The 17,323-nt window shown below is 63.4% G+C and carries 13 protein-coding genes; 8 read left to right on the top strand and 5 right to left on the bottom strand.

The window, feature by feature from the left end; all coding sequences use genetic code 11:
• Positions 1-189: 189 nt before the first annotated feature.
• Both ACEW7X_RS04130 and ACEW7X_RS04125 read right to left on the bottom strand, forming a co-directional pair.
• On the bottom strand, positions 190-969 hold the full coding sequence (locus ACEW7X_RS04130; RefSeq protein ID WP_415358815.1) for a hypothetical protein: 780 nt from the start codon (positions 967-969) through the stop codon (positions 190-192).
• Between the two features lie 13 nt (positions 970-982).
• On the bottom strand, positions 983-5,491 hold the full coding sequence (locus tag ACEW7X_RS04125) for a phosphodiester glycosidase family protein (RefSeq protein WP_420177634.1): 4,509 nt from the start codon (positions 5,489-5,491) through the stop codon (positions 983-985).
• A 374-nt stretch (positions 5,492-5,865) separates the two neighbouring features.
• Here ACEW7X_RS04125 and ACEW7X_RS04120 point away from each other — a divergent pair, with 374 nt between their 5' ends.
• Positions 5,866-7,803 carry an FUSC family protein gene (locus tag ACEW7X_RS04120; protein WP_420177633.1) on the top strand — a complete coding sequence of 646 codons (1,938 nt, stop codon included), beginning with the start codon at positions 5,866-5,868 and terminating at the stop codon, positions 7,801-7,803.
• A 12-nt stretch (positions 7,804-7,815) separates the two neighbouring features.
• Here the strand turns inward: ACEW7X_RS04120 and ACEW7X_RS04115 are convergent, their stop codons facing one another.
• Entirely contained in the window at positions 7,816-9,177 is a 1,362-nt protein-coding gene (locus ACEW7X_RS04115) for an anti-phage deoxyguanosine triphosphatase (protein WP_278856726.1), read from the bottom strand.
• A gap of 173 nt (positions 9,178-9,350) precedes the next feature.
• On the opposite strand from ACEW7X_RS04115, the gene ACEW7X_RS04110 reads away from it, so the two are divergent.
• The 3 genes from ACEW7X_RS04110 (at position 9,351) to ACEW7X_RS04100 (ending at position 12,191) form a co-directional block, all read left to right on the top strand.
• Positions 9,351-10,274: a DUF2520 domain-containing protein gene (locus ACEW7X_RS04110; protein WP_253105123.1), complete on the top strand. Its 924-nt coding sequence runs from the start codon at positions 9,351-9,353 to the stop codon at positions 10,272-10,274.
• A 73-nt stretch (positions 10,275-10,347) separates the two neighbouring features.
• Positions 10,348-10,746, top strand: a complete 399-nt coding sequence (locus ACEW7X_RS04105) for a nuclear transport factor 2 family protein (RefSeq protein ID WP_130487252.1) — start codon at positions 10,348-10,350, stop codon at positions 10,744-10,746.
• 185 nt (positions 10,747-10,931) lie between these two features.
• The gene (locus tag ACEW7X_RS04100; RefSeq protein ID WP_420177632.1) at positions 10,932-12,191 is read left to right on the top strand and encodes a ParB/Srx family N-terminal domain-containing protein; all 1,260 of its coding nucleotides are present in this window, start codon (positions 10,932-10,934) and stop codon (positions 12,189-12,191) included.
• A gap of 51 nt (positions 12,192-12,242) precedes the next feature.
• Here ACEW7X_RS04100 and ACEW7X_RS04095 read toward each other — a convergent pair whose 3' ends face one another.
• On the bottom strand, positions 12,243-13,094 hold the full coding sequence (locus ACEW7X_RS04095) for a MurR/RpiR family transcriptional regulator (protein WP_420177631.1): 852 nt from the start codon (positions 13,092-13,094) through the stop codon (positions 12,243-12,245).
• Between the two features lie 406 nt (positions 13,095-13,500).
• Between ACEW7X_RS04095 and ACEW7X_RS04090 the strand changes: the two genes are divergently transcribed.
• From ACEW7X_RS04090 to ACEW7X_RS04075, 4 genes are all read left to right on the top strand, one after another.
• Positions 13,501-14,310, top strand: coding sequence for a transporter substrate-binding domain-containing protein (locus ACEW7X_RS04090; protein WP_068371800.1), 810 nt, complete (start codon positions 13,501-13,503; stop codon positions 14,308-14,310).
• A gap of 98 nt (positions 14,311-14,408) precedes the next feature.
• Positions 14,409-15,065 carry an amino acid ABC transporter permease gene (locus tag ACEW7X_RS04085; RefSeq protein WP_068372084.1) on the top strand — a complete coding sequence of 219 codons (657 nt, stop codon included), beginning with the start codon at positions 14,409-14,411 and terminating at the stop codon, positions 15,063-15,065.
• A 28-nt stretch (positions 15,066-15,093) separates the two neighbouring features.
• Positions 15,094-15,753, top strand: coding sequence for an amino acid ABC transporter permease (locus ACEW7X_RS04080; RefSeq protein ID WP_068371797.1), 660 nt, complete (start codon positions 15,094-15,096; stop codon positions 15,751-15,753).
• A gap of 33 nt (positions 15,754-15,786) precedes the next feature.
• Positions 15,787-16,566 carry an amino acid ABC transporter ATP-binding protein gene (locus ACEW7X_RS04075; RefSeq protein WP_420177630.1) on the top strand — a complete coding sequence of 260 codons (780 nt, stop codon included), beginning with the start codon at positions 15,787-15,789 and terminating at the stop codon, positions 16,564-16,566.
• A gap of 94 nt (positions 16,567-16,660) precedes the next feature.
• On the opposite strand, the gene ACEW7X_RS04070 is transcribed toward ACEW7X_RS04075, so the two are convergent.
• Positions 16,661-17,320 (bottom strand): TetR/AcrR family transcriptional regulator, encoded by a 660-nt coding sequence (locus tag ACEW7X_RS04070; RefSeq protein WP_127773314.1) that lies wholly within the window; start codon positions 17,318-17,320, stop codon positions 16,661-16,663.
• Between the last annotated feature and the right edge of the window lie 3 nt (positions 17,321-17,323).

The following is a 17,323-nucleotide window of genomic DNA, read 5'->3' as shown; positions in this document are numbered from 1 at the left end:
TTCCATTGCACACGTCATGCAATATGTCTCAAAAACACAACAAAACCATGGGATCCAGCACTGTCTCTGCATGGACGGCTGGACATCCGGCCCGCCGTCCTGCCCAGCGGGTGGCGCAGCAGCCAGGCTGCGCCACCCGCGCTACCCGCGCGCTGGATGCTCGGGTAGCGATGCCATGCCTGGCCTGCCCTACTGGCAGAACAGATTGGCTTCGTTCACCCTGGACACGCGCAACATATCCACCTGCCCGCTGAAATGCTCGCTGGCCGGCGTCGTCGGGCGTGCGCCCAGCATCAGCGCACTGGCTGAGCGCGAAAGCAAGGGTGCGCCTGCCGTCTTGCCAAAACCGGGGCCATTCTCGCAATTGAGCTGCAAGCTGACATTCTGCCCGTCGGACACGATATACAACTCGTTCCAGCGCTCCGGGCCTTCGAGCGGCAGAAGCAGGCGCTTGCCTTGCACCGGAAACTGCACCACCACGCTGGCACTGCCCGCTTCCACGTTGAATACGCCCGTTCCCAGCGACATGAGGGTCTGCAATGCCTCGCCTGCCGCCGGCTTGAAGCGCAGGTGGATGGCGAAGACTTCGCCGATGGGGGTGGCGGCAAACAGCGAATCCTCAGGCGTGCGCAATTGCGCAGGCAAGGCTTCATCGTCGGCATTGATCTGGATGATCTTGCCGCCGATGTCGCTGTTGCCGCGTTCCATATAGCGCTCTGCCACCGGTTGCAGGCTGGCATCCTCCAGCACCAGGTCATTGCTGTAGGGCGAGTTGTCGTTGATGCAGATGGCAGCGGCGCCGTCCAGGCAGGTTTCCGTCTGCATGATCCAGAAACCCAGGGTATCGCCATTCACCGGCATGGTTTCAACCGATATTTCCCTGTCCTCGACCACGGTATCCGTGCCGCCGCAGGCCGCCAGCGGCAACGCCGCTGCGGCGATCAGGCGTTTGAGCCATTGAGTGTTCATAGTCTTCATTCCTTCAGCGCGCCGCCGTGGCGCGGGGTTGCAGGATGACGTCATCGACCACTTGCCCCGCCAGTGTCTTGGTGAGGACATGCATGCGGTCGCCACGGATGGACAGCGTGGTATAGGTATTGACGTTGTCATCGAACAGCACGTCCGCCACGCGGGCAATGCCGTTGCCATCGTTGTCGTAGTACTTGGCCGAATCCGACCCTGCGATCAGATAGGTAGCCCCGCCCAGGCGCGGCACGCCACCTACCAGCGGCACCGAACGCGAATACATGTGGTCATGACCACTGATCACCAGGTCTATCCCGGCCGCATCGACCACCGGCGGGATGTACTTGGCCGACCGTCCGTTGCCAGACGCCGGATTGCCGTTGTACGGCGGGCGGTGCAGCATCAGGATCTTCCAGGTCTTGGCGCTGGCCTTCATGTCGGCTTCCAGCCACTGCGTCATCGTCGTCCAGTCGGCCTCTTCCAGCATTTCCGTGCTGACCACGGCAATATGCGCATTGCCATAGTCAAAGCTGTAATTGGCACTGTCGAAAGGCGCGGCGCTGCTGCCTGCCGCCATCGGCAGCCGGAACATGGACGCGAACTTGCTTGCCCCTTCGTTGATGACCTCGTGATTGCCCTGCGCCGGCACGAATACCTTGGACGCCAGCGCCCCCTCCCCTTCCAGGGCATCGAAGAACAGGCGGACCAGACGGTAGTCGCTCAGGTCGTCGGTAAAATCGCCGACGTGCAGGATCAATTCGCTGCCGGGCAGCTGGGCCATCATCTTCTTGTACAGGTCGCGCACCAGGCCATTGCCATCGAAAATATTTTCATTGGCCGCCGTTTGCGTATCGCCAAACAACACGATGTCCACCTGGTCGTCGCCGTTATCCGTCAGCACGGTATAGACGGGGCTCATGCTGCCCGCACCGTCACCCACGCTGTAGTGATACGTCTTGCCCGGCTTGAGACCAGTCAGCTTCGCATGGTGCACGCGCACCGCACCCGATTCCGCGCCATAGAAAAACGGCAGGATCTCGGAGTTGCCGGTCGCGCTTTGCGACAGCGCTTCGGTGTCGCCGTAATGCACGACGGACGCCTGGCTGCCCAGCGCGGTATACCAGGTGACATTCAGTTCGGATGGGCTCGCCGCAGGCGTCAGATAAACATGGCGCGGCGCGGCATCCAGACGTTCGACCAGGGCCTGCACCTTGGTCATCAGCGAAGAACCCACACTGTCATAGACCCGGAAAATCAGGTCTTGCGAGCTGGTGCCTGCCGGCAGTTGCACACGCAACATGCCATGCTCGTCCGTCACCCCCAGGATGCGCACTTCCGTCACCGTATCGTTGGCGCTGTTGTAGACCAGTGATTCGATCGTCACGCCGCGCGCCGGCTTGCCGTCCGCACCGACGACCAGCAGTTCGGTCGCCTGCCCGCCCACGCCCCAATGCGTCATCAGCGTATAGCGCCCGCCCACCGGCTTGCGGATGACCGGGTGATACCAGGTCTTGCCATCGACTTCCGCTGCAGCCGTCACCGAAATATCCGTATTCTGGATATAGTCCTTGACCTTCAGGCGCAAGGTGGCGATGGTTTGCGTATTCTCCTTGAAGCCGTTGAACGTGGCTTTCAAGGTACCGCTGCCGGTACTGACCTGGCTGGGCGTCAGGTCGGCGGGCAACAATTCCAGGCTGGTCTTGGTGGCGTCATAGCTCAGATGCAGCACCATTTCGCTGAAGTTCGCTGCGCCCACTACGCGGATGGGCAGATCGAAAGTCCCACCCGGGTAGAACGCCACATTGCTGCTTTCGATATGGATGCGCGGCGCACCGGTCACCACGTTGAACATCAGGTCGCCGGCGGAAACGTTGCCGTTGATATCAAGAACGCGGTAATCCAGGCGGTGCCAGCCATCGGCGAGGCCGGAGGCCTGGTATTCCAGGCGGTCCGTGCCATTGCTGCTGGTCTTGGCGCTGATATCCTGGCCGTCGAGTTTCAGCTCGAAGTTGTTGAAATCGACGCCCGAAGCATCCGCCAACTGCAGGCTGATCCTGGGAGATTGACTATCCACCGTTTCGCCGCTGGCAGGCGTCACCACGACGCCCGGCCCCTGCAGGTCGGTGTTGTCGCTATAAACCGCAGTGAAGTTGTCCAGCAGCACATGTGAATCTATGCGCTCGGCAGTCTTCAACACCAGGAAACGGAAAGGCTGGGAAAAACGCAGCGGTTCACGGTAGCCCTCGGGAATTTCCGCCATCATGAAATTCCAGCCGCGCTCTGGCAGCCCTTCGCCATCATTGTTGTAGTTGATGGTGATCTGCTTGTTGTCAGCGTCCACCAACAGGCCGCGTACCCACCAGACCTTGCCGGCAAGCTCATCCGGAATGTAGACGTTCACGCCCAGGTACTTGGGATAGCCCGGCAGCGTCTTGACCTTGCCTGGATCGGTCACATAGGCGCCGAAGGTACCCGGAGACTTCGGATCGGTTTCCCAGGACAGGCGCATCGAATATTCACCCGCAAACACCGGGTCGCTGACGCGTTCCAGCGTCACGGCCTTGTGGCGCGCCCCGCTTCCGGCGTACATGCTCACGTCACCCTCGAAGTCATCGACAATCACCGGCGGCACGCCAATATCCACCTTGACCGTGGCGGACTGGTCGCCATAGCTGACCGTGACCTGGCAACTGCGGCCCTGCACGGCGCCCGCCGTCAACACGCCGGTCGAGGCATTGATGGCACAGTCTGCAGCGTTATCCACGGTGTACGTCAGCACCCCGCTTTCATAACTGACGGCACGGCCGCCACTGGTCAGAACAGGCTTGAGCACCAGGGTGGCACCGCTGTCCAGCGTATACACGTTGCGCGGAAAGGCAATGTTGTCGATGCTGGACACCACGTTGACGCGCGCAACGCCCTTCTTGTCGCCGGCACGCGCCACAACATAGCCTTCCGCCTGCTGCCCGCCCGCCTTGAATGCGCCGGTGACCTTGTCGATCAGGCCCAGGCCGGCGTCACTGATGCCGTACTCCACCTGAATACCGTCACGCTCCCATTGCCTGGCGTCGAAACCGACACCGCGGAAACGCCGGAAGGTCGAGCCCGCCAGCAAGGTCAGCTCGCGCGGATGCAGCGTCACGCTGTCTTCGTAGCGGGCCTTGTCAGGGTCGAGCACCAGCGCCCATTTGGTCGCTACCGAACGTTCCGTGCCATCCGATGGCTGGTTCAGCAAATGCGTGTAGCGGTCGCCAGGAAAGCGGCCTACCAGCGTGGAAGACCCGCCGCCATCGAAATTGATGGCCTTGACCGCGCCATAGGCGCGCATCAGCTGGGCCAGCTTGGTACGGGTGATGCCGTCGCCAGTGGAGCCCACCGGCTTGTCGGCCACCAGGAAAAAGGCGCTGCCGTCAGCCCGTATGCCAAACCCGGTACGGCTGCTGATCTCGCCTTCGTCGGCATCGCCAGCCAGTTCGCCATTTTCCACCAGCAGGCCGCGCCCGAAACCGGAGCCGACGGCATAGCGCACCTTGGCCCAATCGGCATTATCGGTTTCATAGCGCACATCTACCTGGCTGCTGGCCGGGATATCGGCGCCCACGACCAGCGCGTGGCCGGCGGGGATCACGTAGGCAGCATCGTCCTGCACCACGCCTACTGCCTGCCCTGAAAACGGCACGAACTGGACGCTGCTGCTGCCGTCCGGTTGCGCCAGCACTGTCACGCCATTGGCCTGCGGACGCACCAGTACGCCGGTCTTGCCCTTGAGGTTGACCGGACCCCGGTAGTTTTCCGCCACATACACCGCGACGTCGGAACTGCCGCGCACATAGGCAGCGTTCTTCTGTTGCGAAGCATCGTAGCGGTACACGCTGCCGACTTCACCGGCGAGCTTGCCGCCAACATACAGGCGCAGCGTGAAATCCGGCACCTGATTCGCCGCCAGGATATCGGCGCGTCCATCTTCATAGACCACCACGACTTCTTCGACACGGTCGCTGAAACCGGTATAGGTCACGCCGTCCATCTTGGTCAGGCCCATGTTCCAGCCGTTGACCATGTCATAGGGGTCGGCATTGACTGCCAGTACGATATTGCGGCCCTGGTCGATGGCCTTGTCGGCCGATTGGGTCGTGCGCTCCATCGAAAACTGGCCCCGGGAACGCTCCAGCGGCTCCAGCGACAGGCCTTCGCCGAGCTTGAAATCAGCCACGATCAACGCTTCGTTGTAGGTGTGATTCAGCTTGCCTTCAATAATGCGCAGCGAATCATTGACCTTGTACTGCTGCAGGTCGCTGATGACGGTAGGAACCTGCTCCTTGCTGGTGATGCCTTCGACCACAGGGGCCTCCGGCGCCAGGAACTGGCTATCGGCATCGGCCGGAGGCGCGATGATATTGCTGACGAACTGCTCGCCGGTTGAGCCGTCGACGACATGTTCGACCGTCTTATCGTTGTAGACGGTCTCCTTGTCGCTACCACAGCCGGCCAGCAATGCGCCGAGCAGCAGGGAGCCACAAGACATTCTTGTGGCCGCTAGGGAACACCACGACATAGATCTAATCCTTGAAGGGGCTTGGGGAGGGGATGGGCACGGTTGCCGGCCCCTTGACATGGCAGGCCATGGAAAGCGCGGCAGCGAATGCCCAGACAGGAAAAATGCGCAAAGGCTACCGGCGCAAGATTGCAGTTTTGTTGAGAAAGAATGACCGTTCTGCCCCGAATGCTGCTTACCCGGAAGTGATCCTTAATCGGCCCGGAAATCCCACATACCCTGATAAAAAACTCACACCAAATAGGAAAATTAACTAGTTTCAGTGTTGGAATCGTCATATACGCAGTGATACTTTAGGCAGTTACCCATTCGCCCCATTCTTGTTTTCCCAGGAGCTGTCACCAATGAGCGTGGAAACTGAGCCAACGGTACCCGGCCACTGGCTGGAATCGCTGACGCAACATCAACCGGCGCCCTGGCGCTGGGGCCGCTCCGTCCGCAGCGCACTGGGGATTGGCCTGCCGATGTTGATCGGCCTGCTGTCCAATGATCTGCTCGCCGGTATGTGGGTCGCACTGGGCGCGCTGATGCACACGACCAGTGAGCGCGACGGCACCTACGATTCCAGCTTCAGGCATCTTGCCATTGCCACGCCCGTCGCCATGCTGGGTTGCCTGGCCGGTTATCTGGGTCTGCTGCCCTGGCCCGTCACCGTCGCCGTCATGGCGGCGCTGGCCTTCCTGGCCGGCATCCTGAGCAGCTTTGGCGCAGCCCTGTCCGTCGGCTGTCTGCAGGCCTTGCTGCTGGCTGGCATCGCCATCGGCATCCCGGCCAGCGCATCACCGTGGCAACCCGCCCTGCTCTATCTGGTCGGTACGCTGCTATATGCCGCGCTGCTGGGCCTGGAGGCCAGCTTCTTTCACCAGCGGCCGGGCCGTAACATGCTCGCGGGCCTGTTCAATGCCATGGCATCGCTGGCCATCAACCGTGCCGAGCGGCGCCCGGTGGACGAACCCCTGCGACTGGTCCGTGAACGTTTCTCCGCCGCCCATGCCGCCCTGCTGCAACAGCGCCGCCGACTGGCCGGCCGCAGCCTGGAACTGGAGCGCAGCGACGCCATCCTGCAGCGCAGCGATGCCATCCTTGCCATCCTGCTGGCACGCGATGACCTGGAAACGCTGCGCAGCGCCGCCCAGCGCCTGCATCAGATATCCGGTGCGCTGGGGTCGTCCACGCGCTTTCCCGCCGCCGCGCTGGGCACGCCGGATTCCGACCTGGACCGCCATCTGCGCGCCCTGACCGCACTGCTCGATGCCCAGGCCATCTTCGACCTGCCCCTGCAAGCCGCTACGGCACCGGCCCTGCCGCCTTCGGCCAGCCGGTTGTCGGTCAACCCTTGCGACCGCCTGGCGCCCAGCCGGGACGTCATGCTCGCGGCCCTGGTGCTTGCGCTGTGCACTGGCCTTGCCTATGCGACGCGCTGGGTGGCGAACGATGCCCACTGGTTCTGGATTCCCGTCACCGTCAGCCTCCTGCTGCGGCCGGATTACGCCTCCATCATGGCGCGCTCCGTTCTGCGCAGCCTGGGTGCTCTCGCCGGCGTGGCACTGGGCGCCGCCATACTGCTGTTCATTCCCCAGGGGGGAGCCATCGTCCTGGCCATTGCCGTGCTGGCCAGCCTGCTGCCGTGGGGCATGCAGCACATCTATGCGCTGCAGGTCATTCCCCTGGCGGCAATCCTGCTATTGCTGGGTGACACCGTCGCGCCCGGCGACCACAGCGCTGCCTTCGCACTGCAATGCCTGCTGGGCACCGTGGCCGGCGCCATCATCGTCATCGCCGCAGGGGCGCTGGTCTGGTCCCGCGGCAAGCAGACGGCGATCAGCGCCCGCTTTACCGTGGTGAGACAGGCCCTGGCCGAGTATCTGCAAGCCAGCCTGCCCGATCCGGCGATGGCCTCCGGCCCCGCCCGGCAAGGCCGTATCCGGCAACAGCGCCGCAACGCCTACCGCGAGCTCTCCGGCCTGCGCGCGCAATTGCAGCGTCAGCAATACGACCCGCCGCCCACCGGCCACCAGGCCGCCGCCTGGTTCCCCCTGCTGGATGGTGCGGAGCGCTTGTGCGACGACATCACCATTTATTCCTTGCAGGCGACCCAGGCACCCGATGACAGCACCAGTCAGGTCCTGCTGCAACAGGCCGGACAACTGGCAGGCAAGGACACCGGCACCGCCATCGCCCTGACCTGGCCCGGAACGCGCCCCAGCACGCCCGAAGCCCGGCTGATCGAACGCATGGACAACGAACTGGCCTACCTGCGCACGCTCAGCGCAGGACGCTGAGCGTGCGCGGCCTTACATGCGGTCGAATGCCGACCCCACGTGAGGCAGGAATAGCCGGTCATAGGTTTTCAGCAAGAAGGCATCGGTCATGCCTGCCATGTGGTCGCAGATGATGCGCAGACGCTCGGCTTGCGGCGCCGCCTGCCAGCGCTGATGCACATCGCGCGGCAGAAAAGCCCTGGGTTCGGACGCCAGGGCCTCGAATACGGCAATGACCAGCCGCTGCCCCTTGAATTCCATCTGCTGCACGCCCGCGCTCAGGATCACCGTTTCCTTCACCGCATTTTTCAGGGTATCCAGGAACGCCATGGCGTCGCGTGGCAGGCTGGCGCGGTAACGCAGCAAGGGCGCCTCGAAGTCCGGGTCGGTATGCACGCGGCAATGGCTGATGAAGTAATGCACCAGCCTGCCTATGAAACGCTTGCGCCGCCCGCCGTCGCCGAACAGGCGGTCTACCAGCCACTCGTGGATTTCCGGCAGCGTCTTGCCTGCCATTTCGTCGGCATAGCGCTCGCGCAGGTATTCCAGGAAGCAGGCACACTTTTCCCAGGGCGCATGCAAGCGGAAATCCTCCGGCTCGATCAGGTCCATGGCCAGCGCATCTTCCAGGTCATGTACGCCGAAAGCGATGTCATCGGCGATATCCATAATGCTGCAATCAAAGGATTTGTGCCTGGCGCGGCCATGTTTGCCCGGCACAGGCGGGTCGAATGCGGTGAAGCGTTCGCGGTCCGCCACGCTCAGGGGCGCCAGTATCCACTCCACCACTTCCTGTTCGCTGTCCAGGTAGCACTTGGGCGGCCGGGACACCTTGCGGTCTATGATGCGAATGGTACTGGGCCCGGTCTCCAGCCGGGGGGCCAGCTCCGGGTTGTACACCTCGGCGTAAGGCACCGGATACTTGAGCAGGCTCAGCATGGCGCGGCGCGTCAGGTTGGCACCCGCCTGCTGCGAAAATTTCTCCAGCCGCGACACGATCCGCAGGGTCTGGCCGTTGCCCTCGAACCCTCCGGCCTCGCGCATGCAGTAATTCAGCGCTACCTCTCCGCCATGGCCGAACGGCGGATGGCCCAGGTCATGCGTAGCGCCAGCGACCTGGATCATGCTCAAGCTGGGCAGATACGGGTGGATCTCGCCATACTCGGGATTGCATTCGAACTGGCGCACGATGCCGGCGGCAATTTGCGCGACCTCCAGGCTATGCGTCAGGCGGGTGCGGTAGAAGTCATTGTCCCCTGGGCTCAGGATCTGGGTCTTGCCCTGCAACCGCCGGAACGAAGCGCAATGGATAATGCGCGCATAATCGACATCGTAAGGGGTGCGGACGTCGGTGCCGACGGGCTCCCAGGGTTCGCGGCGCTGCTGCCAAAGCATGACTGCCTCCTTGTCTGGCTGAATGCGGTGATACGGCCCTGCGGCGGCTATCGGGCGCCGACGCGGCAGGGGCCGGGCACTCGGAGTGCCTGCCTGCGGTACGGTAACATGCGCCAGAACAGGCTACATGCGCCCCGCCACCGCGCTGGCCCAGCTCCATGAAGAAGAGAGATATGGCACAGGGTCTTTCCCGCTACCCGTCCCACACAGACACCTTGCCGTCAGGCACGATGGACCGCATAGGCTTCATCGGCGCCGGCAGGCTTGCCCGGGCCCTGGCCTGGCATTGCCATGCACGCGGCCTGCACGTCACGGCCGTCGCCAGCCGCACGCCGGCCAGTGCACAGCAATTGGCCGCCCGCCTGCCCGGCTGCGCCGTCCTGGACAGCGCTCAGGCAGTCGCCGACCGTTGCAGCCTCGTTTTCATCACCACGCCCGATGCTGCCATCGAACCCACTGCAGCAGCCATACACTGGCGCGCCGGCGTCCGGGTCGTGCATTGCAGCGGCGCCACGGAAGTCGCCGCGCTGGGTGCCGCGCAGGCCGCCGGCGCGCTGACTGGCGGGTTCCATCCCATGCAAACCTTCGCCGACCCGGAAGCTGCGCTCGAACATCTGCCCGGCTGCACGGTCACCATCGAAGCCGAAGCTCCGCTGGATGCCGAACTGAGCGCCCTGGCCACGCGCCTGGGCTGCCGCATCAACCACCTGCCTCCAGGTGCCAGGCCGCTGTACCATGCCGCAGCCGGCTATGCCTCACAGTTCATCAACGCCCTGCTGCATGACGCCGTGCGCATGTGGCAATCCTGGGGAGCCACCGAGGACGACGCCCTGCATGCCCTGTTGCCCCTGCTCCATGGAACCCTGGCCTCGATTGCCGGCAGCGGCATCGCCGCTGGCATGCCCGGCCCGGTTTCCCGGGGCGACACGCGCTCGGTCGCCGGTCACGTCGCCGCGCTGCGATCCTTCGACCCGGCCACCCTGCCTCTCTATGCCGAACTCTGCCAGCGCACCATAACGCTCGCATTGCAGCAAGGCCGCATAGATTCCCCTTGCGCCAGTCATTTGCACCGTCTCCTGGCCGCACCTCTGCCCTGAGCAGCGCAGCCACCCAACCATGCCGGCCCAGCTGCCGGACACCCAGCGATCACCACAAGGAAATCAATCTGCCATGCCGACCCAACGCGATAACAACCTGCAACAGGCACATAAGGTCCTGGACTGGAACCGAAAATACCTGAACCACGCTTCAACGCTCTCACCCGAACGGGTGGGAGAATGCTTTGCCCCGGCTTTCGTGGTCGAGGCCAACGGCAGGCGTTACCAGGCCAACCATCAGAACTACCAGGCCTTTCTGGAAGACATGAAGCGCTCGCTGTCCGGCATCGAATACACGGTAGACCACGAAGTCGCCGATGATCATTCGGCGGTCTTTGCCATGCGGGTCGGCATCAGCAAGAAAGACGGCAGCACCGAACACTTCAATGCCGTGCTGCTGACCCAATTCGATGCCGATGGCAAAGTGACGCTCTGGCACGAAGTCTACGTCCCCCAACCCGGCCGGGCCTGACGCGCATGGTCGTTCCGGCCGGCCGCGTGGCCATGCCACCTGCCGGGCCGGCGCAGTCATGATTCCGTCACACTTGCTTGACATACTGGGGCGCGGCGGAGAAGCCCCGGAAAAGGCGCGGCTCCGCTTCCGTTCGAGCCTCAGGCTCCCGAAAAGAATCGCTGGCTTTCACCGGACCCCCCTGCATGTCTTCGTCCTATCCGACTTACTGCCTTCCCGTCCTGACCCGGCGCCTGTTGCCCGCCACTTTCGTGCTGGCAGTACTGGCCGGCTGTGGCAGCAGCCATGACAAGAACGATACCGAACCAGCGCCGGAACCCACACCGACGCCCACGCCGGTTTCACCCTATGTCGATGCCCGCGCCGGAGACGTCCTGAAAGTCCAGATCAAGGAATTGCACCCGACCCAGCCGTCGGTAGGCTACGACCAGATCTACTACCACCTGGGCCGCAAACAGCCTGACCTGAACCGCTACCAGCCGACGGAAGCCGGCTACCTGGGTGATGACGACGAAGATAACTACTCGCGCTACATCTACCGTACCGAGCGCAAGCGCATCGACGACTATTGCGCCGACAACGGCCAGGGGGGCGTGGCCAGTTTCACGCAGACCGGCACGCGCCTGATAGACAGCACGAGCTACACCTGTTCCCTGCCCGAGCCCACGCCCGATGCCGCTGCCGACATCCTGGCGCAACTGAAGACGGTGGTGGTGGGCCCCGGCGGCACCCTTTACCTGACGGACGGGCACCACACCTTCACCACCCTCAAGGAACTGGCGGACGGCGGCGAAGAGCTGCCGGTCTGGGTACGCGTGGCAGCAAACTACAGCGGCGCCGAAACCCAGGCCAGCTTCTGGCAACAAATGCAGGACGCCCGCTACGTCTGGCTGGAAGACCCGGAAGGCAAGGCCATCACCCCCGACCAGTTGCCGGACCGCCTGGGCCTGGATACGCTGAGCGACGACAAATACCGCTCGCTGGTCTACCTGACGCGAGGTATGGGCTACGACAACAGCGACATGCCGGAATTCGCCGAATTCTACTGGGGCAGCTGGCTGCGTGAAAACGGCCCCGACCTCTCCCAGTACAAGTTGACCGACCTGGCGCGCGCCCGCATCGAAGTAAAGAACGGTGTCGTCAGCGCCCGTAGCGGCGACAGCACGGACAGTTATGTTGCTGCCGTGCGTGATGCAGCGCTGCGCATGGTCGCGCTCGACGATACCGCCACCGTATCCGGCGGCCGCCTTGCAGGTGAGCTGGGCCGCCTGGACGCGCCCGCCGCCGCCAAGGACTGGAACGATTTCATGGAAGACGAAATCTGGCGCACGGACACCAACAGCAGCGGCCGCTACCGCACGGCCGGCAAGGCCTGGTACGCGCTCAAGTATCGCGAATGCGGCGGCTCGGCCAACACGCAGCCGGCATGCTGGCTGCAACCCTGAGACCTAGCTGCCAGGCCGTCCTGGTCAGGCCGGGGCCATCAGGCCGACGGTTCAGGCCAGGTCGCCCAGCTGGCGGTGCAAATCCTCGATATCCCGCAGCCGCCCGCGAACCTCGGCCGGATAGGCCGACGCCATTTCGACCGCCAGGAAATGGATCAGCGCAAAGGCCGCCAGGTGTGAATCGAAAACATGCCGCCTGGCATTCGGGCAGCACAACGTGAGCGCCGCCCGGGGCACCAGGTCCGACATGGCGGTGTCGGTAATCAGCAACTGACTGACCCGGCGCCGCGCCACGGCCTCCATCAAAGGCAGCAGCTGGCTGGCCCGCCGCCGGAAATCAACGACGACCAGCAAATCTCCCGGCCGCAGCTGGCTGAGCAACTCGCTGGGCCTGCCAGCGGCATCTCCCAGCACGAAGACGTCCTGGCGCAACTGCAGCCACAAGGCCTGCGCATAGCAGGCCAGCACGTGGCTGGCACGCAAACCCAACACAAACACCCTGGGCGCGCGGAACAGATACTCTACCGCCTGGGTCAGTTGCCCCGGCTGCAGGCTTTGCTGCAGTAGGCCTAACTGCTCCTGCTCCGCTGCGATATAGCTGCCCCAGGCGGGTTCCGGGTTCGGGCCCGGCGTGTTACCCAGCCCGCATCCCATGGCGGCTGCCGTGCGGTCCAGCGGCGAATTGCCATCCTGGTCACGCGCCTGGCGCCGCGCCTGCTGAAAGCCCTCGTACCCGAGTTTCTGGAAAAAACGCGCCGTGCAGGCGCGCGACACGCCGGCCATCGCCGCCAGTTCCGCCGCCTGGAAGCCGGCCATGGAAAAGCCCGGCTGCATCAGCAGGCTGGCCAGCTTGCGCTCGGACACCGACAGTCCGTTCCATTGGCCCAGAATGCGTCCCCGCAACGACCCTGGCGCGGCTCCGCCCCCCTCCGCCTCACGCCCAGGCTCCTGGCGTCCGCCTGACCCTGCATGATCCCTGCTGTCGTACCCCATGTCGCTCTCCGTCCGCCATGCCTGTTGTCATTCAATAGCGCACCATTCCAGTGCCTGATGTCTGTCAATGGGGTGCAAAACGCACCGCCATGGGCCTCGTCCAGGCGGCTCCGGCCTGGCATTTCACCCTGGCCCGGCACGAACGTCGCGCCCGCCCGTCCTGGAATTTCCATTTCACCCACAAGGAGAAATGGAACACCCATTCCATCCACTAGCACGATGGATGCCAGTTTTTTTCCGGAGTTGGCACGGCATTTGCTTGTGTCCTGTCATCAGCAAACCTTTCCTCACCCTCGCTTCAGCAAGGAACTCTGCCATGACAGCCCGCCTCACTTCCCGGACCGCCGCCTTCATCGCCACCCTGGCCGCCAGCTGCGCCATGCTCATGCATGCCGGCAATGCCAGCGCCGACGACTCGCTGAACCGCGTCCTCGACAAGAAAACCCTGGTCGTCGGCATCGCGGGAGACTTTCCTCCCTATGGTTTCATTGGCCCTGACTTCCAGCCCCAGGGCCTGGAAATCGACCTGGCCCGGCATATCGCCGGAAAAATGGGCGTCGCGGCGGAGCTGGTCACGGTAACCAACCCGAACCGTATTCCCTACCTCCAAACTCGCAAGATAGACGTCATCATCTCAACCCTGGGCAAGAACCCGGAACGCGCCCAGGTCATAGATTTCGGTTCGTCCTATGCACCCTTCTTCCAGGCTGTGTACGGCCCTGCCGACCTGAAAATCGAAACCATCGAAGACCTGGCAGGCAAAAGCGCGGCCGTCACGCGCGGCACCATCCAGGACGACCTCATCACTCAGCTCGCCCCCAAAAGCCTGAAGATCCAACGCTTCGAGGATGATGCATCGACGGTCCAGGCCTTCGTATCAGGACAGAACCAGTTGCTGGTCACGGGGGCATCCATGGCGGATGTCGTGCTGAAGAAGAACCCTCAGCTGAACGCTGAGTACAAGCTGCTGCTGAAAGACTCGCCTTGCTTCATCGCCGTGCGCAAGGGAGAGGATGCTTTGCGCGCACAGCTCAACGCCATCATTCTGGAGGCCAAGCAGGACGGCACGCTGGAAACGCTGTCACAGCAGTGGCTGGGCCGCAGCACCGGCGAATTGCCGCTCTGATCCCGCCAGACCATGCATGGCAGGCGGCCGACCAGCGCCAGCCATGCTCCCTCAGGATGCCTGCCACGCAGGCCTTCCGCCGCCAGGAGCCCCGCCTCATGCTTTCAGACTTCCTGCCCGTCCTGGCCCAATGGCCGCTGCTGCTCCAGGGCCTGCTGCTGACCGTGTTGCTGACAGCCATTTCCACGCCGCTGGGGGTCGCGATCGGCATCGCCGGCGGCTGGCTGCGCGTGCATGGCAATACGCCAGCGCGGGTAGCCACCAGCATCTACCTGGAACTGACCCGCAACACTCCTTTCATCATCCAGCTCTTCTTCATTTTTTTCGGATTGCCCGCGCTAGGCGTAAAACTCAGCACGGAAGCCGCCTGCGTGCTCGCACTGAGCCTGAACCTGGGCGCCTACTGTACGGAAATCGTGCGTGCCGGCATCCAGGCCACGCCCAGGGGTCATATCGAAGCTGCGCAAAGCCTGGCGCTGAACCGCTGGCAGGTGTTTGCGCATGTTGTCCTGCCGCCCGCGCTCAAGCGGGTCTGGCCCGCCCTGGTGGGGCAAATCATCCTGGTCATGCTTGGTTCTGCCGTATGCAGCCAGATCTCCATGGAAGAACTGACCTACAGCGCCAACCTGATCTCCAGCCGGACCTTCCGCAATTTCGAGGCATATATCCTCATTGCCGCTGTCTACCTGCTGCTGGCCATCCTCTTGCGCCAGGGGCTGAACTGGCTGGGTCCGCGCTGGATCTTCGGCCGCTGAGCGCCAGAACCTTACAGGTGCCGCCATCATGATCGACTTCCCTTTTTCCGCCATCGCCTGGCAACTCCTGCTGGCCCTGCGCTGGACCGTACTGCTGTCGCTGCTCGCCTTCATCGGCGGCGGCGCCCTGGGTTTGCTGCTGCTTGTGCTGCGTCTAGGCGCAAACCCTTGGCCACGCCGCTGCATCCAGCTTTATGTACAGATATTCCAGGGCACACCGCTGCTTATGCAGCTATTCCTGGTCTATTTCGGACTGCCCATGCTGGGCCTGGATACCCCGCCGCTACTGGCCGCCGGCCTTTGCCTGGCGCTCTATGCGGGCGCCTTTCTCTGCGAAATCTGGCGCGGCTGCGTGGAGTCCATTCCCCGGGGCCAGTGGGAAGCTTCGAGCAGCCTGGCGCTGAACCGCTACGAACAACTGCGCCACGTCATCCTGCCGCAAGCGGCCCGCATGGCCCTGGCGCCTACCGCCGGTTTCCTGGTCCAGGTCATCAAGGGAACAGCGCTGGCCTCCGTCATCGGCTTCGTGGAAATCACCAAGGCCGGGCAAATGATGGCCAATGTCACGCACCAGCCCTTCCTGATCTACGGCTGCGTCGCCCTGCTCTACTTCGCCCTGTGCTACCCGGTCTCGCTCTGGTCGCGCCATCTGGAACACAGCATGCGCCGGCCAGCTCCCCGCCCTTGAACCCATCCCTGCAGCCGACAACAGGAGCCCCTCATGCCTACCCCCAAGCTACCCCATCCAGCCACCGGCAACAGTTCCTCCATTCCGCTGGTTGCCATCCAGGGCCTGCGCAAAAGCTACGGCGACAATGAAGTGCTGAAAGGCGTGGATCTGGACATACACCGCCGCGAAGTCGTCACCATCATCGGCAAAAGCGGTTCGGGCAAAAGTACGCTGTTGCGTTGCATCAACGGCCTGGAAAGCTTCCAGGCCGGCAATCTGACCGTGCATGGCCAGGCCCTGCGTGCCCACGACCCGGCCGCGATGCGCGAACTGCGCAAAGATGTCGGCATGATCTTCCAGAACTTCAACCTGTTCCCGCACATGAGCGTGGGCCGCAACGTCATGCTGGCACCCATGCTGGTCATGAACATGCCGCGCGCGCAAGCTCGCCAGCGGGCCCAGGTGCTACTGACGCGCGTCGGCCTGGCCGACAAGATCGACAGCATGCCTGACCAGCTTTCTGGTGGTCAGCAGCAGCGCGTGGCCATTGCCCGTGCACTGGCCATGGAGCCGGAAGTCCTGCTGTGCGACGAAATCACGTCGGCGCTGGACCCGGAACTGGTGGGTGAAGTCCTGCATGTCATTGAAGACCTGGCTGGACAAGGCATGACCATCATCATGGTGACCCATGAAATGAATTTCGCCCGCAAGGTCAGCGACCGCGTCGTCTTCATGCACCAGGGCCGCGTACACGAAACCGCCACGCCGGCGCAATTGTTCAACGCACCGCAAACACCGGAACTGCGTCAGTTCCTGTCAGCCATGGCCTGACACGCGCTTCCGACCCACGTTCGCCCGGCCCCGGAGGACGTGTCCGGGGGGATGGGCTGACCGGCCTGGTTCAGGCAGGCCTGCCGCGCAAAGGCTAGCGACAGGATGGCGCCAGGCGGCTCTGCGCCATGGCGATCAGCGCTTCAATGACAGGCTCGGCCAGCCGCTTGTCTATCGGCTTGCCCAGAATAACGAACTGGGTCGTCAGGAAACTGAGCACAGCATCGAACAGGATGCCCGCCACCACCGCCTTGGGCGCATCGGCCCGAATCTGGCCCTTGCGTTCCTGGATGTCGAAAAGCCGCATGAACACATCGAACCACACCATGGGGCCATGCTCGTACCAGGTCTGCCCGGCTTCGGGGAAACGCTTGGAACCCGCAATGACGAGGCGATAGAAGGCGACGTGGCGGGCATTGGCCACGACATTGACGAGTTCCTGCAGGATGGTGCGCAGGCCATCGGCCAGCGTGACACCCGATACGTCTATGGCCCGAAGCTGGGCCAGGAACTCAGCGCAGAGCTGTTCGATGACGGCGGCAAACAAAGCCTGCTTGCCGCCGAAATGATGATAGACCGCAGCCTTGGAACCGCCCGCCTCGGTCACGATGGCATCGAGGCTGGTGGCGGCATAGCCATGCTTGAGAAAATGCTCGCAGGCAACGTGCAGCAATTGCTGCTGCCGCTGCCTGCCCCGCTCTGTCGCCGGGACTTTCTTGTGTTGGGATTTCGTGGCGACAGAGACTTTGGGCATGGC

The organism is Kerstersia gyiorum (genome assembly GCF_048595715.1).
In the GTDB taxonomy this organism is placed as follows: domain Bacteria; phylum Pseudomonadota; class Gammaproteobacteria; order Burkholderiales; family Burkholderiaceae_B; genus Kerstersia; species Kerstersia gyiorum.
This window is presented reverse-complemented; position numbering and strand designations above follow the sequence as displayed.

Bases quoted from the DNA above. Each gene is read 5' to 3' on its own strand.
- ACEW7X_RS04130 (WP_415358815.1), bottom strand. From the start codon at position 969: ATGAACACTCAATGGCTCAAACGCCTGATCGCCGCAGCGGCGTTGCCG.
- ACEW7X_RS04125 (WP_420177634.1), bottom strand. From the start codon at position 5,491: ATGTCTTGTGGCTCCCTGCTGCTCGGCGCATTGCTGGCCGGCTGTGGT.
- ACEW7X_RS04120 (WP_420177633.1), top strand. From the start codon at position 5,866: ATGAGCGTGGAAACTGAGCCAACGGTACCCGGCCACTGGCTGGAATCG.
- ACEW7X_RS04115 (WP_278856726.1), bottom strand. From the start codon at position 9,177: ATGCTTTGGCAGCAGCGCCGCGAACCCTGGGAGCCCGTCGGCACCGAC.
- ACEW7X_RS04110 (WP_253105123.1), top strand. From the start codon at position 9,351: ATGGCACAGGGTCTTTCCCGCTACCCGTCCCACACAGACACCTTGCCG.
- ACEW7X_RS04105 (WP_130487252.1), top strand. From the start codon at position 10,348: ATGCCGACCCAACGCGATAACAACCTGCAACAGGCACATAAGGTCCTG.
- ACEW7X_RS04100 (WP_420177632.1), top strand. From the start codon at position 10,932: ATGTCTTCGTCCTATCCGACTTACTGCCTTCCCGTCCTGACCCGGCGC.
- ACEW7X_RS04090 (WP_068371800.1), top strand. From the start codon at position 13,501: ATGACAGCCCGCCTCACTTCCCGGACCGCCGCCTTCATCGCCACCCTG.
- ACEW7X_RS04085 (WP_068372084.1), top strand. From the start codon at position 14,409: ATGCTTTCAGACTTCCTGCCCGTCCTGGCCCAATGGCCGCTGCTGCTC.
- ACEW7X_RS04080 (WP_068371797.1), top strand. From the start codon at position 15,094: ATGATCGACTTCCCTTTTTCCGCCATCGCCTGGCAACTCCTGCTGGCC.
- ACEW7X_RS04075 (WP_420177630.1), top strand. From the start codon at position 15,787: ATGCCTACCCCCAAGCTACCCCATCCAGCCACCGGCAACAGTTCCTCC.
- ACEW7X_RS04070 (WP_127773314.1), bottom strand. From the start codon at position 17,320: ATGCCCAAAGTCTCTGTCGCCACGAAATCCCAACACAAGAAAGTCCCG.